This window comes from Rathayibacter sp. VKM Ac-2929, from assembly GCF_022815495.1.
In the GTDB taxonomy this organism is placed as follows: domain Bacteria; phylum Actinomycetota; class Actinomycetes; order Actinomycetales; family Microbacteriaceae; genus Rathayibacter; species Rathayibacter festucae.
This window is the reverse complement of the sequence record NZ_JALGRV010000005.1, coordinates 385,941-410,353: the sequence shown is the minus strand read 5'-3', so window position 1 is coordinate 410,353 and position 24,413 is coordinate 385,941. Positions and strand designations below refer to the sequence as shown.

Below are 24,413 nucleotides of genomic sequence, written 5' to 3'. Positions count from 1 at the left end.
TGCCTGTCCCCCAGGCGGCCGCCCCTTCGGCCGATCTCGACCGTAGGCGCTCGATCAGGGCCGCGTCAAAACTCCGGACATCATGTCCCGCCGATCAGGGGCGGAAGGGATGGCGGGGCTCGTCCGACGGCGGCAGGAGGTGCTGCCCCGCGCGCACGGCGCCGAGGCGCGGGATGCCGAGCTCGTCCGCCACCGCACCGGCGACCTCCGCCTCGGCGTGGCCGGCGAGCTCGACGTTGCGCATCAGCTTGGCGTGGTGGCAGGGGCTGGCATCGATGGCGACCACCATCGCCGAGAAGCGCAGCGCGTCGCCCAGCCGCGCCATCGGGTTCAGCTCCGCGAGCACCGACGGGACGTCCGGCATCGACAGCAGCGTGTAGTAGCAGGTCGACACGACGTAGTCGTCGACGCCCGCCTCGGCCGACGGCGGCGCGACGATGATGTCGCCGAGCGACACCGAGCCCGTCCGCGACCCTAGGACCGAGGCGATGGTCACGCGGATGTCGCCGGCGAGCGAGACCACGCGGACGCTCTCCGGCCACGGCGGCAGGGCCGCGAGCTGCGTGGAGCCGGTGCGCAGGGCGATCCCCGCCTGCGAGGACAGCGCGTCGATCATGGGCATGCCCGTGCACTCCCCCGCGTTGCCCGCGTCCTCCGAGGCCGCCGCGCCGCACGAGGCGAGCAGCGCCGAGATGCCGAGGCGCGACTGCGGCTCGAGTCCGCCGACCACCGCGGGGCTGACCGTGCCGGTCGAGTCGATGATCTGGCCGAGGCGGAGGGCGAGGTCCGAGCCGGTGTTGGGCGTGCCGAAGGTGACGACCTCGCGCACCATCGACTCCACCGGCACTCCGTCGACGCTCTGGCTGAGGGCCTGGCGCGCGGCGAGGCCGCCCATCGAGTGGGCGACGACGACGGCCCGGTGGCCGGTCGCCGCCGTGAGGCAGGCGATCGAGGAGGCCAGGGCGTCGGCGATGCCGGGATCGGTCACCCAGCGGGCCGCGAGATCGCGGTAGTCGAAGGTGTAGACGACGGCGCCCTCGGTGTCCTGGAACGCGCCGATGAGCGAGCGCTGGGAGGTGGTGACCGGCTGGTCGACGCCGTTGGTGGCGACCAGGTCGACCAGGTGCGAGAAGGCGCCCGTGCGCGACTCGTCGTGCGTCGCGGTGCCGAGCCAGCCGTGCAGCACCAGGATCGGCACCAGCGAGGCCGCCGCCGTGGACTCGACGTCGTCGCCCGGGAGGACCGGGGCGAGCTCGGCGATGCCGCAGGTCGCCGGCGGAGGGGCGGTGGCTGCCGCCGCGGCGGCCGCGGTGCCCGACGGTACGACGACGGCACCGACCACCACGAGAAGGGCGGCCAGCACGGCGATCAGGACTCTCATCCGCACGTTTCCTCACCGCCGCGACCCCTGCTGAGCGGGTTCAGGGGATCGACCGGACGAACGTCCCAGAAGTCAATCATCCCGGGGCCCCCGTTCGGGCTCGCTGTCGGGAATCGACGGACCCCCAGTCAGGGTGCCCTTACCGCGCGCCGCGCGAGGCCGCCGTCCCGCGTCGTCCCGCCCTCACGGTGCCGCGGACGACGAAGGGCCCCGCCGGTCTCCCGGCGGGGCCCTTCGTCACTCAGACCGTGCTCAGCTGTAGTTGCCGGGCTCGTAGCCGTCGCTCGAGAACGAGTCGAAGTCGACGAACGAGAGGTCCGCGTCGCTGAACGCGGCGTCGTCGGCGAAGATGCGGTTGGGGTACCGCTCGGCCTTCGCCTCCTCCGTCGCCTCGACCGACACGTTCCGGTAGCGGGGCAGACCCGTTCCGGCCGGGATCAGCTTTCCGATGATCACGTTCTCCTTGAGGCCCATCAGCGGATCGCGCTTGCCCTCCATGGCCGCCTGCGTCAGGACGCGGGTGGTCTCCTGGAAGGACGCGGCCGACAGCCACGACTCGGTCGCGAGCGAGGCCTTGGTGATGCCCATGACCTCCTGGCGGGCGGACGCGGTCCGCTTGCCCTCGGTCAGAGCCGCACGGTTGACCTCGCTGTAGCGCGAGCGGTCGACGAGCTCACCCGGCAGCAGGTCGGTGTCGCCGTGGTCGACGACGGTGACCTTGCGGAGCATCTGCCGGACGATGACCTCGATGTGCTTGTCGTGGATCGGGACGCCCTGCGAGCGGTAGACGCCCTGGACGCCGCCGACGAGGTGCTTCTGGACCTCGCGGACGCCCAGCACGCGCAGGACCTCCTTGGGGTCGACCGTTCCCACGTGCAGCTGCTGACCGAGCACGACCGACTGGCCGTCCTCGACGAGGAGCTGCGAGCGCTTGAGCACCGGGTAGATGACCGCCTCGTCGCCGTTGTCCGGCTGGAGGATGACCCGGCGGGCCCGGTCGGTGTCCTCGATCGTGATGCGACCGGCGGCCTCCGCGATCGGCGACGCACCCTTGGGGGTGCGGGCCTCGAAGAGCTCCTGCACGCGGGGCAGACCCTGCGTGATGTCGTCGGCCGAGGCCGATCCACCGGTGTGGAAGGTGCGCATCGTGAGCTGCGTGCCGGGCTCGCCGATCGACTGGGCCGCGATGATGCCGACGGCCTCTCCGATGTCGACGAGCTTGCCGGTGGCGAGCGAGCGGCCGTAGCAGGCCGCGCAGACGCCGACGGCCGACTCGCAGGTCAGGACCGAGCGCACCTTGATGTGACGCACCTCGGCACCGACGAGCTTCTCGATGAGGACGTCGCCGACGTCCTCGCCGGCCTCGGCCACGACCTCGCCGGCCTCGTTCGTCGCCGCGGTGGCGAGCGAGCGGGCGTAGACGGAGTTCTCGACGTTCGAGTCCTGGATCCAGGCGCCGGTGGCGTCCTGGAGCATGATCGGCAGGTCGAGGCCCTTGGTCGTGCCGCAGTCGTCCTCGCGGATGATGACGTCCTGCGAGACGTCGACGAGTCGACGCGTCAGGTAGCCCGAGTCCGCGGTGCGGAGCGCGGTGTCGGCCAGGCCCTTGCGGGCACCGTGCGTGGCGATGAAGTACTCGGCGACCGACAGTCCCTCGCGGTACGAGGAGATGATCGGTCGGGCGATGATCTCGCCCTTCGGGTTGTTCACCAGACCGCGCATGCCGGCGATGTTGCGCACCTGCAGCCAGTTTCCACGGGCACCGGAGGTGACCATGCGGTTGATCGTGTTGTCGATCGGGAAGTTCGCGCGCATCGCCTTGGCGACCTCGTCGGTCGCCTCGGTCCAGATCTTCACGAGCTCCTGGCGGCGCTCCGCCTGGGTGGTCAGACCCTTGTCGTACTCGGACTCGACCTTGGCCGCCTTCTTCTCGTAGCCCGCGATGATGACGGGCTTCGAGGGCGGGGTGAGGATGTCCGAGAGGGCGACGGTCACACCGGACCGGGTGGCCCAGTAGAAGCCGGCGTCCTTGATGCGGTCGAGCGAGGCGGCGACCTCCACCTTCGGGTAGCGCTCCGCGAGGTCGTTGACGATCCCGGAGATGGTCGTCTTGTCGGCGACCTGCTCGAAGTAGGGGTAGTCGACCGGCAGCGCCTCGTTGAAGAGGGCGCGGCCGAGCGTCGTGTCGAGGAGGACGGGCGCGGTGACCTTGCCCTTGTCGTCGATCTCGACACCCTCGGGGGTCTGACCCTGAGCGAAGTACACGTCCGACATGCGGATGCGGACCTTCGAGTTCAGGTGCAGCGAGCCCTGGTCCTTCGCGAGGATCGCCTCCGAGACGGAGGAGAACGCGCGGCCCTCACCGGCGCCACCCTCGCGGATGGTCGTCAGGTGGTGCAGGCCGATGATCATGTCCTGCGTGGGCAGGGTGACCGGACGGCCGTCGGAGGGCTTGAGGATGTTGTTCGAGGCGAGCATCAGGATGCGCGCCTCGGCCTGGGCCTCGACCGACAGGGGCAGGTGGACGGCCATCTGGTCCCCGTCGAAGTCCGCGTTGAACGCGGCGCAGACGAGCGGGTGCAGCTGGATCGCCTTGCCCTCGACCAGCTGGGGCTCGAAGGCCTGGATGCCGAGTCGGTGCAGGGTGGGCGCGCGGTTGAGCAGGACGGGGCGCTCGCGGATGATCTCCTCGAGCACGTCCCAGACCTGCGGACGCGAGCGCTCGACCATGCGCTTGGCGGCCTTGATGTTCTGCGCGTGCGACAGGTCGATCAGGCGCTTGATGACGAACGGCTTGAACAGCTCGAGCGCCATCTGCTTGGGCAGACCGCACTGGTGCAGCTTGAGCTGCGGTCCGACGATGATGACCGAGCGGCCCGAGTAGTCGACGCGCTTGCCCAGCAGGTTCTGGCGGAAGCGACCCTGCTTTCCCTTGAGCATGTCGCTCAGGGACTTCAGGGCGCGGTTGCCGGTGCCCGTGACGGGACGGCCGCGGCGGCCGTTGTCGAAGAGGGCGTCGACCGCCTCCTGGAGCATGCGCTTCTCGTTGTTCACGATGATCTCGGGGGCACCGAGGTCGAGCAGGCGGCGGAGGCGGTTGTTGCGGTTGATGACGCGGCGGTACAGGTCGTTCAGGTCGGAGGTGGCGAAGCGGCCACCGTCGAGCTGGACCATCGGGCGCAGCTCCGGCGGGATGACCGGGACCACGTCGAGGACCATCGCGGCCGGCGAGTTGCCGGTGGCGAGGAACGAGTTGACGACGCGCAGGCGCTTGATGGCGCGGATCTTCTTCTGACCCTTGCCCTCGGCGATCTGCAGGTGCAGCGTCTCGGCCTCGGCCTGGAGGTCGAACTGCTCGAGGCGCTTCTTGATCGCCTCGGCGCCCATGTAGGCCTCGAAGTAGACGCCGTAGCGGTCGACGAGCTCGTTGAAGACGGCGTCCTCGGGCTTGAGGTCGCCGACCTTCAGGGTGCGGAACTGCTCCCACACGCTCTCCAGTCGCGCGATGTCCTCGTCGAAGGACTTGCGGATCTGGCCCATCTCCTTCTCGGCGCCGTCCTTGGTGCGGCGCTTCTGGTCGCTCTTCGCGCCCTCCGCCTCCAGGGCGGCGAGGTCGGTCTCGAGGCGCGCCAGGCGGTCCGCGATGCGGGAGTCGCGCTGGTCCGAGAGGGTCTTGATCTCGAGCCGGAGCTCGTTCTCGAGGCCGGGCATGTCGGCGTGACGGCCGTCGTCGTCCACGTCGATGATCATGTACGCCGCGAAGTAGATGACCTTCTCGAGGTCCTTCGGCGCCATGTCCAGCAGGTATCCGAGGCGCGAGGGGACGCCCTTGAAGTACCAGATGTGGGTGACGGGGGCGGCGAGCTCGATGTGGCCCATCCGCTCGCGGCGGACCGAGGACTTGGTGACCTCGACGCCGCAGCGCTCGCAGACGATGCCCTTGAAGCGGACCCGCTTGTACTTGCCGCAGGAGCACTCCCAGTCGCGCGAGGGTCCGAAGATCTGCTCGCCGAACAGACCGTCCTTCTCGGGCTTGAGGGTGCGGTAGTTGATGGTCTCGGGCTTCTTCACTTCACCGTGCGACCAGCGACGGATGTCATCGGCCGTCGCGAGGCCGATGCGCAGCTCGTCAAAAGTTGTTACGTCGAGCAATGTTTTCTCCTTGTCGGAAAACAGGGTGTCTCGTCAGAGACGGGGAGTCGTCAGATGCTGGCGCGGGATCAGATGTCGTCGACGGAGGACGACTCGAACCGGGAGGAGATGTTGATGCCGAGCTCCTCCGCGGCGCGGTAGACCTCGTCATCCGTGTCGCGCAGGCTGACCGCGGTGCCGTCGGCCGAGAGGACCTCGACGTTCAGGCACAGGGACTGCATCTCCTTGATGAGGACCTTGAAGGACTCCGGGATGCCCGGCTCCTGGATGTTCTCACCCTTGACGATGGCCTCGTACACCTTCACGCGGCCGAGGATGTCGTCCGACTTGATGGTGAGGAGCTCCTGCAGCGCGTAGGCGGCACCGTAGGCCTCGAGGGCCCACACCTCCATCTCGCCGAAGCGCTGGCCGCCGAACTGCGCCTTACCACCGAGCGGCTGCTGGGTGATCATCGAGTACGGGCCCGTCGAGCGCGCGTGGATCTTGTCGTCGACGAGGTGGTGCAGCTTCAGGATGTACATGTAGCCGACCGAGACCGGGTCCGGGAAGGGCTCTCCCGAGCGGCCGTCGAACAGCTGCGTCTTGCCGGACGAGCCGATCAGGCGCTCGCCGTCGCGGGTCGGGGTGGTGGAGTCGAGGAGCCCTGCGAGCTCCTCCTCCGCCGCACCGTCGAACACCGGGGTGGCGACCTTGGTGCCGGGAGCGGCCTCGCGGGCGTGCTCGGGCAGGCGCTTGGCCCACTCGGGCTTGCCCTCGACCTTCCAGCCCTGCTTCGCGATCCAGCCGAGGTGGATCTCGAGGACCTGGCCGAAGTTCATCCGGCCGGGGACGCCGAGCGGGTTGAGCACGATGTCGACCGGGGTGCCGTCGGCGAGGAACGGCATGTCCTCGACCGGCAGGATCTTCGAGATGACGCCCTTGTTGCCGTGGCGGCCGGCGAGCTTGTCGCCCTCGGTGATCTTGCGCTTCTGGGCGATGTAGACGACCACGCGCTGGTTGACGCCCGAGCCGAGCTCGTCGTCGCCGTCCTGCGCGTCGAACACCTTGACGCCGATGATCGTGCCCTGCTCGCCGTGGGGCACCTTCAGCGACGTGTCGCGGACCTCGCGGCTCTTCTCGTTGAAGATCGCGCGGAGCAGGCGCTCCTCGGCCGAGAGCTCGGTCTCGCCCTTGGGCGTGACCTTGCCGACGAGGATGTCGCCGGGGCGGACCTCGGCGCCGATGCGGATGATGCCGCGCTCGTCCAGGTCGGCCAGGAGCTCCGGGCTGACGTTGGGGAGGTCGCGGGTGATCTCCTCCTTGCCGAGCTTGGTGTCGCGGGCGTCGACCTCGTACTCCTCGATGTGGATCGAGGAGAGGACGTCGTCCTTCACCAGGTTCTGGCTGAGGATGATCGCGTCCTCGAAGTTGTGACCCTCCCACGGCATGAACGCGACGAGCAGGTTCTTGCCGAGCGCGAGCTCGCCGTTCTCGGTCGCGGGACCGTCGGCGACGATCTCGCCGACCTCGATGCGCTCACCGGCGGAGACGACCACGCGGTTGTTGTACGAGGTGCCCTGGTTCGAGCGGTCGAACTTGCGCAGGAAGTAGGTCTGCGTGCCGCCCTCGTCCAGCTGGACGGTGACGGAGTCGGCGGAGACCTCCTGGACCACGCCGGCCTTGTCGGCCGTGATGACGTCGCCGGCGTCGATGGCCGCGAAGCCCTCCATGCCGGTTCCGACGACGGGCGACTCGCTGCGCAGCAGCGGGACGGCCTGACGCTGCATGTTCGCGCCCATGAGCGCGCGGTTCGCGTCGTCGTGCTCGAGGAACGGGATCAGCGAGGTCGCGACCGACACCATCTGGCGCGGGGAGACGTCCATGTAGTGCACGCGCTCGGCGTCGACGAGCTCGACCTCTCCGCCCTTGGGGCGGACCAGGACCTTGCCCTCGGCGAAGCGCATGTCGGAGGTGAGGGGGGCGTTCGCCTGGGCGACCAGGTACTCGTCCTCCTCGGACGCGGTGAGGTAGTCGATCTGCGCGGTGACGACGCCGTCGACGACCTTACGGTACGGGGTCTCGATGAAGCCGAACGAGTTGATGCGCGCGAAGGACGCGAGCGAGCCGATCAGGCCGATGTTCGGGCCTTCCGGGGTCTCGATCGGGCACATGCGGCCGTAGTGCGACGGGTGGACGTCGCGGACCTCGACGCCGGCGCGCTCACGGGAGAGACCGCCGGGGCCGAGTGCCGACAGGCGGCGCTTGTGGGTCAGACCCGCGAGCGGGTTGTTCTGGTCCATGAACTGCGACAGCTGCGAGGTGCCGAAGAACTCCTTGATCGCGGCCACCACGGGGCGGACGTTGATCAGGGTCTGCGGGGTGATCGCCTCGATGTCCTGCGTGGTCATGCGCTCGCGGACCACGCGCTCCATCCGGGACAGGCCGGTGCGGACCTGGTTCTGGATGAGCTCGCCGACCGCGCGGATGCGGCGGTTGCCGAAGTGGTCGATGTCGTCCACGTCGAGGCGGAGGTCGACCGCGGCGCCGTCGCGCACACCGGGCAGGTTGGTGCGGCCGTCGTGCAGCGCGACCAGGTACTTGATGGTCGCGATGATGTCCTCGACCGTGAGCACCGAGTCGGACAGCGCCTTGTCGATGCCGAGCTTGCGGTTGATCTTGTAGCGGCCGACCTTGGCGAGGTCGTAGCGCTTGCTGTTGAAGTAGAAGTTGTCCAGCAGCGCGCGGGCGGCCTCGGCGGCGACCTGCTCGCCCGGGCGGAGCTTGCGGTAGATGTCGCGGAGGGCGTCCTCCTTGGTGAGGATGTTGTCCTTCTCGAGGGTCAGCTCGATCGACTCGTAGCCGGCGAACTGCTCGAGGATCTCCTCGCTCGTCAGGCCCAGGGCCTTGAGGAAGACCGTGACCGACTGCTTGCGCTTGCGGTCGATGCGGACGCCGACCTGGTCGCGCTTGTCGATCTCGAACTCGAGCCAGGCACCGCGGCTGGGGATGACGCGGGCGGAGTAGATGTCCTTGTCGGACGTCTTCTCCTGCTGGCGCTCGAAGTAGACGCCCGGGCTGCGGACGAGCTGGGACACGACGACACGCTCGGTGCCGTTGATGATGAACGTGCCCTTCTCCGTCATCAGGGGGAAGTCGCCCATGAAGACCGTCTGGGTCTTGATCTCACCCGTGAGGTGGTTCATGAACTCGGCCTCGACGTACAGCGGAGCGGCGTAGGTCTTGCCGCGCTCCTTGCACTCCTCGATCGTGTACTTCTCGGGCTCGAGGTACGGGTTCGTGAAGCTCAGCTGCATCGTCTCGCTGAGGTCCTCGATCGGGGAGATCTCCTCGAAGATCTCGTCGAGTCCGGAGTTGGCGGGGAGATCCTCCCGGCCGACGGCCTTCGCCTCGGCGACGCGGGTCTTCCACGCCTCCGAGCCGACGAGCCAGTCGAAGCTCTCGGTCTGCAGCGCGAGCAGATCCGGAACCGTCAGGGTGTCGCTGATCTTGGCGAACGAGAGACGCGAAGCTCCGCGTCCGTTCTTGGGTGAGGTGGTGGTTGCGTTGGGCGCAGCAGCCAAGGAAGGAACCTCCGTAGACCCTCGCGGGTCTCAATCTGTGGGATGTGTGGAGTGGGCTCCCGCCGGGCGGGCCGACACGTCCTGCTCCCCTGCCGTGACCGCGGTGACGCGGCCGCAGCGACGAAGCGACCGGTTTGACGCGGCCTTCGGGGCGGGGGCTAGAGTGTGGCATCGGCATCCACCATCTGATGCCGGGTTCCGATGGCTGGTCGACCGCAATATGACGACTCGGCACTCGGGAGCGCAAAGTACAACTATAGATGTACCGCGCCACGCCGCGCAAGTGCAGGTGCTTGCGTCCGGCACGGGGCTCGGGTATACGGCCGGGTCGAGGGTCCCGCCCTCCCCGCCTCCCCCGCTCCGCCTCCCGTCCTGCGCGGCAAGGCAGACTGGTCGGATGGCCGAACGCACCGGTCGCCGACGCGGCGACGACTCCGAGCACCCCCGCGCCGTGCTCGCCAGCGGGTTCCTCGCGCAGATCGAGCCCGACCGGCACTCGCCCGACGCAGCGACCCTCGTCGTCGACGGGACGCCGCAGTCGCACGTCGACCTCGCCGACCCGACGCACCTCTCCTTCGAGTACGTGCGGCGGATCGGCCACGCGATCGACCTGCTCGCGCCCGAGGGCGAGGCGGTGACGGCGCTGCACCTGGGCGCCGGCGCGCTGACCCTCCCCCGCTACGTGGCGGCGACCCGGCCCGGCTCACGGCAGCAGGTCGTCGAGATCGAGGCGGCGCTGGTCGACCTGGTGCGGGAGGCGCTCCCGCTGCCCCGCGGCGCGCAGATCCGGATCCGCCAGGGCGACGCCCGCGAGGTGCTCGGCAAGCTGCCGCCGGGGCTGCTCGGCACGGTCGACGTCGTCGTGGTCGACATCTTCTCCGGCGCCCGGACGCCCGCGCATGTCACGAGCGCCGAGTTCTACCGCGAGATCGCTCCGCTGCTCGCGCCCACCGGGGTCGTGGCGGTCAACGTGGCCGACGGCGGGGCGCTGGCCTTCGCCCGGGCTCAGGCCGCCACGCTCGCGGCGGTCTTCGCGCACACGGCGATCATGACCGACACCCAGATGCTGAAGGCCAAGCGCTTCGGCAACGTGGTGATGCTCGCCTCGCCCTCCCCGCTGCCGGTGGACGGGCTGCCGCGGCGGCTGGCCTCCGACCCGGCGCCGGCGAAGCTGGTGCAGGGGCGCGAGCTGGAGAACTTCCTCGGGGGCGCCTCGGTCGTCACCGACGACACCGCCACGCCGTCGCCGCTGCCGGCGCGCAGCATCTTCCAGGTCCGCCGGGGCTGAGGAGCGGCGCCGGGGCCGAGGAACGTCGCCGGGGCCGACCTCGACCCCGCGCGCCCGGGCCGGGCGCCCCGGCCCGGTTGCCCGTACAGTGGACGGGGGCCAGAGCCCCCTCCGTCCTCTCGCCGCCGCGTGCGCCGATCCGGATCCGCATCCACGAGGAAGAACCGCCCTGAGCATCATCATCCGCCACGACCCCGCGACGCTCCGCGAGGAGATCGACGTCGACGCCGCCCAGGACCGCCTGGAGGAGATCGGCGCGCTGCGCTCCCTCGCCGCGCTCACCGAGAAGGCCGAGCTGCTGCGCCTGCTCGGCCGCCTCGACGAGGCCTGGGACATCGCCACCGAGGCCGTCCGCCGCACCCGGTTCTCCGGCGACCGCGCCGAGCTGCTCACCGCGCGCGTCCGCCGCGCGCGCCTGATGCAGCTGCGCGACCGCTCCGACGAGGCGCTCTCGGAGCTCACGCTCTGCGTCGAGGAGGCGCGCACGCACGAGTGGCACGTCGAGCACTCCTTCGCACTCAAGCACCGCGGGCTCGCGCTCTTCGAGAGCGGCGAGTACAGCCAGGCCGCGCGCGACTTCGACGCGGCCACCGCGCTCGGCGAGCGCGTCGGCGTGGAGGAGGAGGAGCTCGAGGTCGCGCGCCTCGGCTTCGCCGCCGCCTCCGAGTTCCAGGACGAGTCGACCCGCGGCCCCCGGGCGGACGGCGCCGTGCGCGGCCGCCGCCGCGCCGAGGGCGACGAGGCCTGAGCCCCGGAGCCGATCCGACCGATGGCTGAGCTCGACCAGGTCGCCCGCTGGGCGGACGCGCTGCTGCGCGAGCACCTGGACGACTCGTGGAGCTTCGCCTTCGATCACGCCCGCACCCGCGGCGGCGCCTGCCACTGGAAGGACCGGCGCATCACCGTGTCGCGGCATCTCGCCGCGCGGTGGAGCGACGAGGAGGTGCACCAGACGCTGCTGCACGAGGTCGCGCACGTGCTCGCCGGCCCGAAGGCCGGCCACGGTCCGGCCTGGCGGCGGGCGGCGACGGCACTGGGCTACACCGGTGACCGCACGCACAGCAATCCGACCGCGGACGAGCTCGCCCCGTGGGTCGGCAGCTGCCCGAGCGGGCACCTCTTCTACCGGCACCGCCGCCCGAGCCGGCCGCTGGCCTGCGGGAGGTGCGCCCGGCGCTTCGAGCCCGCGAACGCGATCGAGTGGCGGCGCCGCGAGGTGCCGGCGCGACCGGCCGCGAGCGAGCGCTCGGCGTGAGCGAGGGCGCACCGCACCGCGTGGTCCGCGGCCGGGTGCCGAGCACCGGGCAGTGGCTGGTCGACGCGGGCGGGCTCCGCTGGTGGTTCGACTCCGGGAGCCTGGCGCTCGACTTCGCCTGCACCGGGCCGCTGCGCGGGATCCCCGGCGAGCGTCTCGACTCCGACGAGGCCTTGGCGGCCTGGCTCGCCGAGCGCTTCGACGCCGTCGACGCCACCGCCCGCGACGCGCGGCTCGACGACGCGCTGATGCTCCGCGGCGCTGTCTCCCGGCTGGCCGTCGCCGCGGAGCGCGGTGCCGCGGGCGACCCGGCGGACGTCGACGTCGTCAACCTCTTCGCCGCGATGCCGGACGTGCCGCCGTCGCTCTCCGGCGGCTCGCGCCAGGCCGGCCGCTCGCACGCGGCGGCGCGGCAGGCGCTCTCGACCCTCGCCCGCGAGGCGGTCGACCTGCTCGGCGGCGGCACTCCGGGGCGGCTGCGCCGCTGCGACGCGGAGGACTGCCGCATCCTCTACCTCGACACCTCCCGGGCCGGCTCGCGGCGCTGGTGCTCGATGCAGCGTTGCGGCAACCGGGCGAAGGTCCGCGCGCACCGGCGCCGGAGCGCCGAGCGCGCGGACCGCGGCGAGGACTAGTCGACGACCTTCACGTCCTTCCAGAACGCGAGATAGCCCGAGAAGTCCTTGCCGACGCGGTCGAACGCGGTCGGGTACGGCGTCGGGTAGGACCAGGCGCGGTCCTTGAGCATCCCGTCGTCGGACTTCACGTCGTAGTACTGGGCCTCGCCCTTCCACGGGCAGGTGTACTGGGTGCTGCTCGGCACCAGGTAGTCGTTGTTCACGCTCGTGGGCGGGAAGTACCAGTTGCCCTCGATGGAGATGAGATCGGAGTCGGGGGCGTCGGCGATGACGACGTCGTTGAGGACGGCTTTCATTCGGGCCAGCTTTCCTGTCGCGGAGACGGTCGGCGGAGGCGGTCCTCCGCTCCCGGGGAACGCTACGCCGCTCCGCCCTTACCGGTCGAGAGCGGCCGCACCCCTTGCGGAGACGCTCAGGCGCGGTCCGTCAGCGCGGGGAGCGCAGGACCGTCACCGTGTCGACGGTGTCCGCGCGGGCGGCGGCGGAGATCTCCGCCCCGCGGCCCTGCGCCGTGAGCAGGCGGCCGGTGGCGGAGGCGGTCAGCAGGTGGACGCAGGCGCGGCGGAGACCCTCGTAGGACGCCGAGGCGACGGCCGCGTCGGGCGAGACGTGGTCGATGCCGAGTCCGATCAGGGCGTCGATCAGCGCGCCGGCGGCCAGCTGGTCCTCGACGGCGAAGCGCGGCTCGCCCGCCGCGTCGACCTCGCCGACGGCGACGACGTTGACGCTGGTCCGGCCGCCGTTCTCGTGCTGGCGCTCGAGGATCCAGCGGGCGACGGCGGTGCGGTCGGCCAGGCCGGCGCGGACGACGTGGCCGCCGATCGCGTCGGGGTCGATCACGTCGTCCGCTCCTCCCGGGAGCGCGTCGACCAGCACGGTGATGTGTGCCGGGGCGAGGTCCCGGAGGCCTCGGGCGCCCCAGTCGAAGCGGATCTGGTACGACCCCTGGTCGAAGGCGGCGGCCGGGGCGGCGGCGGTGCGGTCGGAGTCGGGGAGCGCGGCGTTCACTCCTCCACGGTACCGACCGCTCCGCCGCCGCCTACACGCCCGCGGCCCGGCGCGCACCCGGTTCCCGCCCGCCGGAACCCGGAGGAGGATGGTCCCCGTGAAGGTGATGCTCAAGTACGTGCTCGACACCGACCCCGACTCCGCCTGGCGCGCCCTGCAGAGTCCGGCCGTGTTCCGCGAGGTGATGTCCCCGTTCCTGACCGCCGCGTCCCTCGACGAGGGCGGCTTCCGGCCGACCTGGGGCCTCGGGCCGCACGACGTCGCGATGGACGCCCTCGGGATCGTGCCGATGGGCGCGCAGGAGATCGACCTCTCCTACCGCCGCGTCCCGTCGATGCCCGACGTCCGGATCCTCCGCGACAACGGCGCTCCGCTGTCCGGCGCGCTGCGGCTGATCACCGCGTGGGACCACCGGATGGCCGTCGCGCCGCTCCCGGACGGGCGGACGCTCTTCCGCGACCGGCTGGAGTTCAGCGCCGGGCTCGCCTCACCGGCGCTCTGGCCGTCGATGTGGGCGTTCTGGCAGTGGCGCGGGATCCGCATCCGCGCCCTGGCCCCGACCTGGCGGCACGACGTCGGCGCCGATACCCGCCCCCGAGGAGAGGACGCACCGTGAGCCCCGACGGATCGGCCGAGGAGGCCGTCGAGCTGTCCCGCGCGGACCTGCTGCGCTTCCGCTGGCCCTCCGGCGAGGACGACGGCAGCGAGGACGAGGACGCCGTGTCGCCGCGGCGTCGGCTCGCCTCCGCCATCGAGGTCGCCGACTGGCGCCGCCACGTCCAGGCGATGTACGCCGAGGTCCGCAGGCTCTCGAACGTCGACCTGCTCGCCGCGCACGCTTCGTGGATCCGGGCGCGCAACGCGCTGTTCGACCGCCACCCCGCCACTCCCCTGCTGCCCGCCGACCGGGCGCACTTCCGCTCGCTGCCGATCGCGCCGTACGACGCGGCCTGGCGGTTCGAGCTCGAGGTCGCGCCGGCCGAGGAGGCGCGGCGGATGGACGTGGAGACCGGGACGGACGGCGTCGTGCCGTTCGAGCTGGTCGGGACCGTCGAGGTCCCCTCCGCAGGGACCCTGGACGTCTGGAAGCTCGGCTCCTACGGCGGCGGGCTCTTCGTGCCCGTCAAGGACGCGCTGGCCGGGACGCCGGGCGGCACCTACGGCGGCGGGCGCTACCTGCTCGACACCGTGAAGGGCGCCGACCTCGGCACCGGAGCGACGCCGTCGACGCTCGTGCTCGACTTCAACTTCGCCTACAACCCCTCCTGCGCGTACGACCCGGCCTGGGCCTGCCCGCTCGCGCAGGCCGGCAACACGCTGCCGGTCGAGGTGCCGGTGGGTGAGCGCTACAAGGGCTGACGCGGCGCCGACATGCTGATCGAGCAGCCCTCGCAGAGGGCGTATCGAGATCCCGTCGCCGATGCTGACCGTTCTCGGAGGCTCCGCCGATAGCCTCCGGGCGGCGCGCCCCCGCGCCGGAAAGCAGGAATCAGCATGCCCCGACCCGTCCTCCTCGTCACTGGAACCTCGACCGGCATCGGCCGCGCGACAGCGATCGAGGCCGCCCGCTCGGGCTGGCAGGTGGTCGCGACGGTCCGCGACGTGGAGCACGCCGACGGACTCCGCGAAGCGATCGGCGGTGCCGGGGTCGAGCTGGACGTGCAGCGGCTCGACGTCACCGACTCCGACTCCGTCACCGCGTGCCTCGAGCGGATCCAGTCCGTGCACGGCGGGCTCGACGTCCTGGTGAACAACGCCGGCGCAGGCCACGTCGGCATCACCGAGCTCGAGGACCCGGCCGAGCTGCGCCGCGTCATGGAGGTCAACTTCTTCGGCACGGTCGCCGTGACCCGCGCCGCGCTGCCGCTGCTGCGCTCCTCGCGCGGTCGGATCGTGACGGTGTCGAGCGTCGGCGGCGCCGTCGGCCAGCCGTTCAACGAGGACTACTGCGCCGCGAAGTTCGCGATCGAGGGCTTCTTCGAGGCGCTCGCGCCCGTCGCCGCAGCCGTTGGCGTGCACGTCTCGCTGATCGAGCCGGGCGCGGTCCGCAGCAGCTTCGTCGAGAACGTCGGCATCGACTCCTCCGCTCTGATGGCCGAGGCCGGCCCCTACGCCGGCGCGCTCGGCGCCTACCTCGACCGCACGGCGTCCGCCTTCTCCTCCAGCCACGCCCAGGAGCCGGCGGAGGTCGCCGCCGTGATCCTGCAGACCCTGCGCGATCCGGAGCCGCCCTTCCGGGTGCAGACCTCGGACTGGGCGCGGGACTTCGTCGGCCTGAAGCTGGCCGACCTCGACGGCTCCCGCGTGCAGTCGACCATGCGGGGATGGATCGGCACCCACTAGGGTGGGAGGGTGCGAGCGCGACGACTGCGCTCCCCCGCGTCGTAGAACGCCCATTTTCCGTTGCGGATCCCTCTGGATCCCGACCATCTGGCGCACGTGCATGAGGCCCCCGGCCGCGCGCACCGCTTCGTACGGCGAACGGATGTGACCACCGTCACCTTCGCCCGAACAGCCGATCACCCGCGCCCGGCCACCGCCTGCGCTGTCAGATCGGCATGATGCCCCGAAAGGCACCATCCATGTCGACCATCCCCACCTTCGCCGCACTCGGCGTCCCCGCACCCCTCGTCACCGCCCTGACCGCGAACGGCATCACCGAGCCCTTCCCGATCCAGGTGGACACGCTCCCCGACACCCTGAACGGCCGCGACGTGCTCGGCCGCGGCAAGACCGGCTCCGGCAAGACCCTCGCGTTCGCCATCCCGATGGTCGCCCGTCTCGGCGGCGCGCTCGCCGGCGGACGCCGCCGCCCGGGTCGCCCGCTCGGCCTGATCCTCGCGCCGACCCGCGAGCTCGCCACGCAGATCACCGCGGCCATGCAGCCCCTCGCCGACGCCTACGGCATCGTCACCACCACGATCTTCGGCGGCGTCTCGCAGCAGCGCCAGGTCGCCGCGCTCAAGCAGGGCGTCGACATCGTCGTGGCCTGCCCCGGCCGCCTCGAGGACCTGATGAAGCAGGGCTTCGTCAACCTCGACGCCGTCGAGATCACCGTGCTCGACGAGGCCGACCACATGGCCGACCTGGGCTTCCTGCCCGTCGTCACGCGCATCCTCGACAAGACCCCCCGCGGCGGACAGCGCCTGCTGTTCTCGGCCACGCTCGACAACGGCGTGGACAAGCTCGTGAAGAAGTACCTGCAGAACGAGGTGCTGCACTCGGTCGACGAGGCGAACTCGCCCGTCGCGCTGATGACCCACCACGTCTTCGAGGTCGACGGCCTCGACGCCAAGAACGCCCTCGTGAAGACCCTGGCGTCCGGCACCGGCCGCCGCATCCTCTTCATGCGCACCAAGCACCACGCGAAGAAGCTCGCCAAGCAGCTCACCGGCCAGGGCATCCCCGCCGTCGACCTGCACGGCAACCTCTCGCAGGTCGCCCGCGACCGCAACCTCGCCGCCTTCGGCGCCGGCACCGTGAAGGTGCTCGTCGCCACCGACGTCGCCGCCCGCGGCGTGCACGTCGACGACGTCGAGCTGGTCATCCACGTCGACCCGCCGATGGAGCACAAGGCGTACCTGCACCGCTCGGGCCGCACCGCCCGCGCCGGCAGCGAGGGCGACGTCGTCACCGTCGTGCTGCCCAGCCAGCGCGGCGACGTGAAGACTCTCCTGCGGAAGGCGGCCATCCAGGTCACCCCGCAGCTCGTCACCGCCGACTCGGCCGCCGTGTCGAAGCTCGTCGGCGACGTCGCGGCGTACGTCACCCCGACCGCCGTCGTCGAGCCCGTCCGCGGCCAGTCGCAGGGCGGCCGCTCGCAGGGCGCCAACGCGCAGCGCAAGCGCGCCGCGCGCACCGACGGCGGCACCGCCCCCCGCGGCGGACGCGGTGAGCGCTCGGCGGCTCCCGCCGGCGCCGGCTCCGACCGTCCCCGCCGCGGCACCGGCGGAAGCTCCGACGGCGCCGCTCGCGGCGGACAGCGCGGTGGCCGCGGCCGCTCCGCCGCCGCAGCGACCACCTCGGGCGGCTCGCGCTCGTACTACAGCACGGGCAGCGGCAGCAGCAGCTCCTCCGCGCCGGCCGGCGCCGAGCGCCGCCCTGCGCGACGCGCTCAAGGCTGATTCGCGCGCCGCGCAGCGGCGCGCCGCAGTCGGCAGGGCGGGTGGTTGCCTTCCACGGAGCGTCTCGCCACCGGCTACGGCGATTCGCTTGGCACGCGAATCGCCGCTCCGCCTCGTGAGGGGCGGCTGGTCCGGGGGCGCAGCGTCTGACGACGTGCGCGTGCCGACGACTGCACGAAGCCAGTCAGTGAAGGCCGGGATGTCCTCCCGCGACACAGTCGCGGGTCGGGGTCCCGGCCTTCGTCGTCTCTCAGTCGTCAGCGGTGTGCACAATTAAGGCTGAACCGCCCGTTCCGCACGAAAAAGGACGTGAGAATGCTCTTCAGCCTTCGTTGTGTACGGGTCGCCCGCTTGAGGCGCACCTCTCGACGGGATGCTCGCGCGCAAGCGCGGCCCACCCGCACCGAGACCTCTGAGACCAGAGGACCGCGGACGATGCCTGCCAGGTCACGGCGGGTCTCCTAGGAAAGTTCACCAAGTCCGTATGGGAAAGCCATGCTGATCGAGTAGCCCGCGGAGCGGGCGTATCGAGATCCACCATCGCTAAAAGACGAGTCTGCAGACCCGCCCATGCTGGCGACGGCGGGTCTCGATACGCCCCTGCAGGGCTACTCGACCACCATGACGCGGCGCCGCCGTGTCCTTTCCCTCACCACCGAGACGCGAAGCGGCTTCGCCGCTCGAGACGCGCTCCGCGCTACTCGGCCAGCATGTCGCGCGCCGCCCCGCGCCGCACCGGACGACTCAATGGAGGCGGCTGCCTCGTGCCAGCGAATGCGAAGCCCCTCGCCCCTAGTCTCGGCGCGAGAGCGCGCTTCGAGCCGTAAGAGGAATTCGCGTGCCAGCGAATTCCGCCAGGCGGACGTCGGACGCTCTACGGGGCCCGACCACCTGCAAGAGCCGACCGCGGCGCGCCGCCCCGCGGCGCGCGAGGAGGCACGCTGCGCGCTACCGGAGCTTCCCCACCGATGCGAGCGCGGCGCGCAGCAAGGCGCCGCGCCCGCCCTCCATCTCGGCGGAGACGGCGTCGGAGCAGGCCTCGTCGGGGGTCATCCAGGTCAGTTCGAGAGCGTCCTGGCGGGGATCGCAGGTGCCGGTGACGGGGACGACGTAGGCGAGCGAGACGGCGTGCTGCCGGTCGTCGGTGAAGGGGCCCATGCCCGGCATGGGGAAGTACTCGGCGACGTGGAAGGGCAGCGGGCTGGCCGGCAGCAGTGGGAACGCCATCGGGCCGAGGTCCTTCTCGAGGTGGCGGAAGAGCGCGTCGCGGAGGGTCTCGCCGTACATCACCCGGCCGGAGACGATGGTGCGCGTGATCTGCCCCGAGGCGGTCGCCCGGAGCAGCACCCCGACCTCGGTCACCTGGCCGAGTCCGTCGACGCGCACGGGCACCGCCTCGACGTACAGCAGCGGGAGCCGACGGCGGATCTCGGCGAGTTCATCGTCGGACAGCCACCCGGAGTTGGGATCAGGGGTACGCACGCTCATAGGGCCATTCTTACCCGACGTTCATGTCAGTCCGGTTTCGGCTCGCATCCGGCGGGCTCGGCGATGATGGTCCGATGGCTATCGACGCGAACGCAGTGCTGTGGTCCTCCTCCGCGAAGGACCGGGCCGGGCGGCCCCTCCTGGTGCTCCTGCACGGCTACGGCTCGCACGAGGGCGACCTGTTCTCGCTCGGCGCCTACCTGCCGCTGGAGCCGGTGCTCGCCTCGCTCCGGGCGCCACTGGCCCTGGACGGCGGCGCCAACGCCTGGTGGCCGCTGCGGGTGCCGCTGGATCCGGATCAGCCCCGGGCCGACCCGGTCGCGGTCGAGGAGGCGGCACAGGGCGTCCTCGACTGGCTCGACGCGCTCGAGCACGACGGTCCCGTCGGCCTGCTCGGCTTCTCGCAGGGCGCGGCGCTGGCCGTGCAGCTGCTGCGGCGAGCCCCCGGGCGGTTCGCGTTCGCGGTGGCCCTCTCGGGCTTCGTGGTGCCGCTGGCGGAGGGCGACCCGGCCGACGAGGCCCTCGCCGAGGAGCGTCCGCCGGTGTTCTGGGGGCGCGGCACACGGGACGCCGTGATCCCGCCGGAGCTGGTCGCGGCGGCGGCGGAGTGGTTCCCGGCGCACACCGCGCTCGACGCGAGGGTCTACGAGGGCGTGGCCCACGGCGTGAGCCAGGCCGAGCTCGCCGACATCGGCACCTTCGTGCGGCTGGGCTTCGCCTGACTCCGGTGCCGCCCGACGATCACCGGCCGCCGCGGCCGCTCGTCAAGGGCTCGCCCGCGGGGCCCGCGCACGGCAATGTCGGTGGTGGCAGGGAGGATTCACGCATGCCGCACGTCCTCGATCGCTTCAGCCCCGCCACGCGAGCCTGGTTCGAGGGCGCCTTCCCCGCGCCCACGGCCGCCCAGGAGGGCGCGTGGTCGGCGATCTCGAGCGGGGCGCACGCGCTCGTCGTCGCTCCGACCGGCTCGGGCAAGACGCTGTCGGCATTCCTGTGGGCGATCGACCGGCTCGTCCAGGGCCCGCCGCCGGAGGACCCACAGCACCGCACCCGCGTGCTCTACGTCTCGCCGCTGAAGGCGCTCGGCGTCGACGTCGAGCGCAACCTCCGCTCGCCGCTCGTCGGCGTCACGCAGACCGCGCTCCGGCTGAACGCCGAGGGCATCGGCAGCGCGCCGTCGACGGTGACCGTCGGCGTCCGCTCCGGAGACACCCCCGCGGCCGAGCGCCGGGTGCTGCAGAAGACGCCGCCGGACATCCTGATCACCACCCCCGAGTCGCTCTACCTGATGCTCACCTCGGCCGCGCGGGAGTCGCTGCGCGGGGTCGAGACGGTCATCGTCGACGAGGTGCACGCGGTCGCCTCCACCAAGCGCGGCGCGCACCTCGCGGTCTCGCTCGAGCGGCTGGACGCGCTGCTGCCCCAGCCCGTGCAGCGCATCGGGCTCTCGGCCACGGTCCGTCCGCGCGAGGAGGTCGCGCGCTTCCTGGCCGGCCGCTCCCCCGTCACGATCGTCGCCCCCGTCTCCGAGAAGCAGTGGGACCTCAGCGTCGTCGTCCCCGTCGAGGACATGTCCGAGCTCGGCTCCACCGCCTCGCAGGACGGCTCGACGATGGGCGCCACCGGCCCGCAGAGCGGCTCGATCTGGCCGCACGTGGAGGAGTCGATCGTCGACCGGGTGCTCGCGCACACCTCGTCGATCGTCTTCGCGAACTCGCGGCGGCTGGCCGAGCGGCTGACGGCCCGGCTCAACGAGATCTACGCGGAGCGGCGCGAGGCCGAGGCCGAGCGCGCCCGCGAGGCCGGCGAGCCGGTCGCGGTCGGGGCGCTGCTCGGTGAGGCGGTCGGCGCCTCCGCCCGCCGGAGCCCCGCCGCGACGATGGGCGCCGCCGGAGCGACCAGCGGTACCGGTCAGGCCGCTCCCGAGGACGAGCCGCTCCTCGCCCGCGCGCACCACGGCTCGGTGAGCAAGGAGCAGCGCGCGATCATCGAGGACGACCTCAAGTCGGGCCGGCTGCGCTGCGTGGTCGCCACCTCGAGCCTCGAGCTCGGCATCGACATGGGTGCCGTCGACCTCGTCGTGCAGGTCGAGACCCCGCCGTCGGTGGCGAGCGCGCTCCAGCGCGTCGGCCGGGCGGGGCACCAGGTGGGCGAGGTCTCCCGCGGCTCGTTCTACCCCAAGCACCGGGCCGACCTGCTGCACTCCGCCGTCACCACCGAGCGGATGCGTGCCGGCCTGATCGAGGCGATCATGGTCCCGGCCAACCCGCTCGACATCCTCGCGCAGCAGACGGTCGCCGCCACGGCGCTGGAGTCGCTCGACGTCGAAGAGTGGTTCGACACCGTCCGCCGCAGCGCCCCCTTCGTCGCCCTGCCGCGCTCGGCCTACGAGGCGACGCTCGACCTGCTCTCCGGCCGCTATCCCTCCGACCAGTTCGCGGAGCTGCGGCCCCGCGTCGTCTGGGACCGCGACGAGAACACCCTCACCGGCCGGCCCGGAGCGCAGCGCCTCGCGGTGACCAGCGGCGGGACGATCCCCGACCGCGGGCTGTTCGGCGTCTTCATGGTCGGCGAGCCCGGCTCGACCGGCAACCGGGTCGGCGAGCTCGACGAGGAGATGGTCTACGAGTCGCGCGTCGGCGACGTCTTCGCGCTCGGCGCGACCAGCTGGCGGATCCAGGAGATCACCTACGACCGCGTCATCGTGACGCCCGCCTTCGGCGAGCCGGGACGCCTGCCGTTCTGGAAGGGCGACTCGCAGGGCCGGCCGGCCGAGCTCGGCGAGGCGATCGGCGCCTTCACCCGCGAGATCGGCGGCGCCGCGGTCGAGACCGCCCGCGAGCGCTGCACCGCCGCGGGCCTGGACGAGTACGCGACCAACAACCTGCTCTCCTTCCTCGACGAGCAGCGGCTGGCCACCGGCCGCATCCCGGACGACCGCACGCTCGTGCTCGAGCGCTTCCGCGACGAGCTGGGCGACTGGCGGCTGGTGCTGCACTCGCCCTACGGGATGCAGGTGCACTCCCCCTGGGCCCTCGCCATCGGCGCGCGGGTCCGCGAGCGGCACGGGGTCGACGGCGCCGCGATGGCGGGCGACGACGGCATCGTCGTCCGGATCCCCGACACCGAGTCCGAGCCGCCCGGTGCCGAGCTCTTCCTCTTCGACCGCGACGAGCTCGAGCAGCTGGTGACCAGCGAGGTCGGCGGCTCCGCGCTCTTCGCCGCCCGGTTCCGCGAGTGCGCGGCGCGGGCGCTGCTGCTGCCCCGCTACAACCCGGGCAAGCGCTCGCCTCTCTGGCAGCAGCGCCAGCGCGCCGCCCAGCTGCTCGACGTGGCCCGCACCTACCCGACCTTCCCGATCATCCTCGAGACGGTCCGCGAGTGCCTCCAGGACGTTTACGACCTGCCCGCGCTGCTGCGCCTGGCCGCGCGGCTCGACGGCCGCGAGCTGCAGATCCTCGAGGTCGAGACGCCGACGGCGAGCCCGTTCGCCCGCTCGATGCTGTTCGGCTACGTCGCCGCCTTCATGTACGAGGGCGACAGCCCGCTCGCCGAGCGCCGCGCCGCCGCGCTCTCGGTCGACGCGACGCTCCTCGGCGAGCTGCTGGGCCGCGCCGAGCTGCGCGAGCTGCTCGACCCGCTCGTCCTGGCGCAGATCGAGCGCGAGCTGCAGCGGGTCGAGCCGGAGCGGCGCCTGCGCGGCCTCGAGGGAGCGGCGGATCTGCTCCGCCTGCTCGGTCCGCTGACGGTCGACGAGCTCGGTGAGCGGCTCGTCGACGAGTCGGTGACGTCGGCCGACGTCGCGAAGGCCGCGCCGATCGCGCGCGAGACGCTCGAGGCGATCGTCGCCGAGCTGGTCCGCGCCAAGCGCGTCCTGCCGGTCGGCCTCGCGGGCGAGCAGCGCTATGCCGCGATGGAGGACGCCTCGCGCCTGCGCGACGCCCTCGGCGTGCCGCTGCCCATCGGCGTCCCCGTCGCCTTCATCGACCCGGTGCGCGACCCGCTCGGCGACCTCGTCGCCCGCTACGCCCGCACCCACGGCCCGTTCACCGCCGTCGCGGTCGCCGAGCGGCTCGGGCTCGGTGTCGCGGTCGTCAACGACACCCTCCGCCGGCTCTCCGGCGAGCGGCGCGTCTCCGAGGGCGAGTTCCGCCCGAACGGCACCGGCTCCGAGTGGTGCGACAGCGAGGTGCTGCGGCGCCTGCGCAGCCGCTCGCTCGCCGCACTCCGCAAGGAGGTCGAGCCGGTCGACGCCGCCGCCTACGGCCGCTTCCTGCCGGCCTGGCAGCACCTCGGCGGCTCGCTGCGCGGCATCGACGGCGTCGCCTCCGTCATCGACCAGCTCGCGGGTGCGCCCATCCCCGCCTCGGCCTGGGAGTCGCTGATCCTCCCCGCCCGGGTGCGCGACTACTCGCCCGCCATGCTCGACGAGCTGACCGCGACCGGCGAGGTCCTCTGGGCCGGCGCCGGCACCCTCCCCGGCAACGACGGCTGGGTGAGCCTGCACCTCGCCGACACCGCCGGTCTCACGCTGCCCGTCCCCGCGGCGGAGGCGGTGCCGCTCGGAGAGCTGCAGCAGGAGATCGTCGGCGTGCTCGGCTCCGGCGGCGGCTACTTCTTCCGGCAGCTCTCCGACGCGGTCGGCTCCACCGACGACAAGACGCTGGTCGAGGCGCTGTGGGAGCTGGTCTGGGCGGGCCTGCTCACGAACGACACGCTCGCTCCGCTGCGCACCCTCGTCGGCTCCACCGGCGGCGCGCACCGGCAGCCGCGCGCCCCCGCCCGCGCCAGGGCGCCGCGCGGCCGGATGACCGCCCGGCCCACGATGGCGACCCGCGTCGGCCCGCCCACCGCGGGCGGCCGCTGGTCGATCGTGCCGCTGGCGGAGTCGGACGCGACGATCCGCGGGCACGCGCTCGGCGAGACGCTGCTCGAGCGCTACGGCATCGTCACCCGCGGCTCCGTCCAGGCGGAGGGGGTGCTCGGCGGCTTCGCGCTCGCCTACAAGGTGCTCAGCGGCTTCGAGCAGCAGGGCCGCGCCCGCCGCGGCTACTTCATCGAGAAGCTCGGCGCCGCGCAGTTCGGCACGGCGGGCAGCGTCGACCGGCTGCGCACCTTCGCGCCGCAGGACGAGGCCCAGCAGCGCGCCCGGCCCGTCTTCGCACTGGCCGCGACCGACCCGGCGAACCCGTTCGGCGCGGCACTGGCGTGGCCGCAGGGCGAGGGCCACCGGCCCGGTCGCAAGGCGGGCGCTCTGGTCGCCGTCGTCGACGGCGAGCTCGCCGTCTACCTCGAGCGCGGCGGGAAGACGGCGCTCACCTTCTCCTCCGACGAGACCGTCCTCGCGGACGCGGCCGGAGCGCTCGCGCAGCTGGTCCGCTCCCGCGGGGTCGAGAAGCTCACCGTCGAGAAGATCGACGGCGTCTTCGCCCTGGGCACGCCCTTCGGCGACGCCCTGACCGCCGCCGGGTTCGTCGCGAACCCGCGCGGCCTGAGGCTGCGCGCGTGAGCGCCGGCCG

Annotated in this window: 16 protein-coding genes; 10 read left to right on the top strand and 6 right to left on the bottom strand. The window is 72.1% G+C overall.

Going from position 1 to position 24,413, the window contains the following annotated elements; genetic code table 11:
- Positions 1–94: 94 nt before the first annotated feature.
- The 3 genes from MT355_RS17715 to rpoB all read right to left on the bottom strand — a co-directional run bounded on the left by MT355_RS17715 (position 95) and on the right by rpoB (position 9,093).
- Entirely contained in the window at positions 95–1,381 is a 1,287-nt protein-coding gene (locus MT355_RS17715) for a triacylglycerol lipase (protein WP_243600548.1), read from the bottom strand.
- A gap of 252 nt (positions 1,382–1,633) precedes the next feature.
- On the bottom strand, positions 1,634–5,533 hold the full coding sequence (locus tag MT355_RS17710) for a DNA-directed RNA polymerase subunit beta' (RefSeq protein WP_123445025.1): 3,900 nt from the start codon (positions 5,531–5,533) through the stop codon (positions 1,634–1,636).
- Between the two features lie 68 nt (positions 5,534–5,601).
- On the bottom strand, positions 5,602–9,093 hold the full coding sequence (gene rpoB / locus MT355_RS17705; RefSeq protein ID WP_123702077.1) for a DNA-directed RNA polymerase subunit beta: 3,492 nt from the start codon (positions 9,091–9,093) through the stop codon (positions 5,602–5,604).
- A 397-nt stretch (positions 9,094–9,490) separates the two neighbouring features.
- Between rpoB and MT355_RS17700 the strand changes: the two genes are divergently transcribed.
- The 4 genes from MT355_RS17700 (at position 9,491) to MT355_RS17685 (ending at position 12,271) form a co-directional block, all read left to right on the top strand.
- The gene (locus MT355_RS17700; protein WP_243600547.1) at positions 9,491–10,381 is read left to right on the top strand and encodes a spermidine synthase; all 891 of its coding nucleotides are present in this window, start codon (positions 9,491–9,493) and stop codon (positions 10,379–10,381) included.
- Positions 10,382–10,469: 88 nt separating this feature from the next.
- Positions 10,470–11,129, top strand: coding sequence for a hypothetical protein (locus tag MT355_RS17695; RefSeq protein WP_185019941.1), 660 nt, complete (start codon positions 10,470–10,472; stop codon positions 11,127–11,129).
- Between the two features lie 21 nt (positions 11,130–11,150).
- Complete coding sequence (locus tag MT355_RS17690; RefSeq protein ID WP_243600546.1) at positions 11,151–11,636, top strand: SprT-like domain-containing protein; 486 nt, start codon at positions 11,151–11,153, stop codon at positions 11,634–11,636.
- Positions 11,633–12,271 carry a CGNR zinc finger domain-containing protein gene (locus tag MT355_RS17685; protein ID WP_243600545.1) on the top strand — a complete coding sequence of 213 codons (639 nt, stop codon included), beginning with the start codon at positions 11,633–11,635 and terminating at the stop codon, positions 12,269–12,271. Before MT355_RS17690 ends, MT355_RS17685 begins: the two co-directional genes overlap by 4 nt.
- Here MT355_RS17685 and MT355_RS17680 read toward each other — a convergent pair.
- Both MT355_RS17680 and MT355_RS17675 read right to left on the bottom strand, forming a co-directional pair.
- Complete coding sequence (locus tag MT355_RS17680) at positions 12,268–12,570, bottom strand: DUF427 domain-containing protein (RefSeq protein ID WP_123445021.1); 303 nt, start codon at positions 12,568–12,570, stop codon at positions 12,268–12,270. The genes MT355_RS17685 and MT355_RS17680 overlap by 4 nt on opposite strands.
- A gap of 130 nt (positions 12,571–12,700) precedes the next feature.
- A complete protein-coding gene (locus tag MT355_RS17675) occupies positions 12,701–13,282 on the bottom strand; it encodes a 2-phosphosulfolactate phosphatase (protein WP_243600544.1) in 582 nt (193 codons plus the stop codon).
- Positions 13,283–13,370: 88 nt separating this feature from the next.
- Here MT355_RS17675 and MT355_RS17670 point away from each other — a divergent pair, with 88 nt between their 5' ends.
- The 4 genes from MT355_RS17670 to MT355_RS17655 all read left to right on the top strand — a co-directional run bounded on the left by MT355_RS17670 (position 13,371) and on the right by MT355_RS17655 (position 17,406).
- The gene (locus MT355_RS17670) at positions 13,371–13,898 is read left to right on the top strand and encodes a hypothetical protein (RefSeq protein ID WP_374204666.1); all 528 of its coding nucleotides are present in this window, start codon (positions 13,371–13,373) and stop codon (positions 13,896–13,898) included.
- Between the two features lie 170 nt (positions 13,899–14,068).
- The gene (locus tag MT355_RS17665) at positions 14,069–14,641 is read left to right on the top strand and encodes a DUF1684 domain-containing protein (RefSeq protein WP_123445360.1); all 573 of its coding nucleotides are present in this window, start codon (positions 14,069–14,071) and stop codon (positions 14,639–14,641) included.
- Positions 14,642–14,776: 135 nt separating this feature from the next.
- Positions 14,777–15,625 carry an SDR family oxidoreductase gene (locus tag MT355_RS17660; protein ID WP_243600543.1) on the top strand — a complete coding sequence of 283 codons (849 nt, stop codon included), beginning with the start codon at positions 14,777–14,779 and terminating at the stop codon, positions 15,623–15,625.
- A 239-nt stretch (positions 15,626–15,864) separates the two neighbouring features.
- Positions 15,865–17,406: a DEAD/DEAH box helicase gene (locus MT355_RS17655; protein ID WP_159423419.1), complete on the top strand. Its 1,542-nt coding sequence runs from the start codon at positions 15,865–15,867 to the stop codon at positions 17,404–17,406.
- Between the two features lie 948 nt (positions 17,407–18,354).
- Here MT355_RS17655 and MT355_RS17650 read toward each other — a convergent pair.
- Positions 18,355–18,894 (bottom strand): NUDIX hydrolase family protein, encoded by a 540-nt coding sequence (locus MT355_RS17650; protein WP_123445016.1) that lies wholly within the window; start codon positions 18,892–18,894, stop codon positions 18,355–18,357.
- A 74-nt stretch (positions 18,895–18,968) separates the two neighbouring features.
- On the opposite strand from MT355_RS17650, the gene MT355_RS17645 reads away from it, so the two are divergent.
- Together MT355_RS17645 and MT355_RS17640 are read left to right on the top strand one after the other, a co-directional pair.
- Entirely contained in the window at positions 18,969–19,616 is a 648-nt protein-coding gene (locus MT355_RS17645; RefSeq protein WP_243600542.1) for an alpha/beta hydrolase, read from the top strand.
- A 104-nt stretch (positions 19,617–19,720) separates the two neighbouring features.
- Complete coding sequence (locus tag MT355_RS17640; RefSeq protein ID WP_243600541.1) at positions 19,721–24,403, top strand: ATP-dependent helicase; 4,683 nt, start codon at positions 19,721–19,723, stop codon at positions 24,401–24,403.
- Positions 24,404–24,413: the final 10 nt, after the last annotated feature.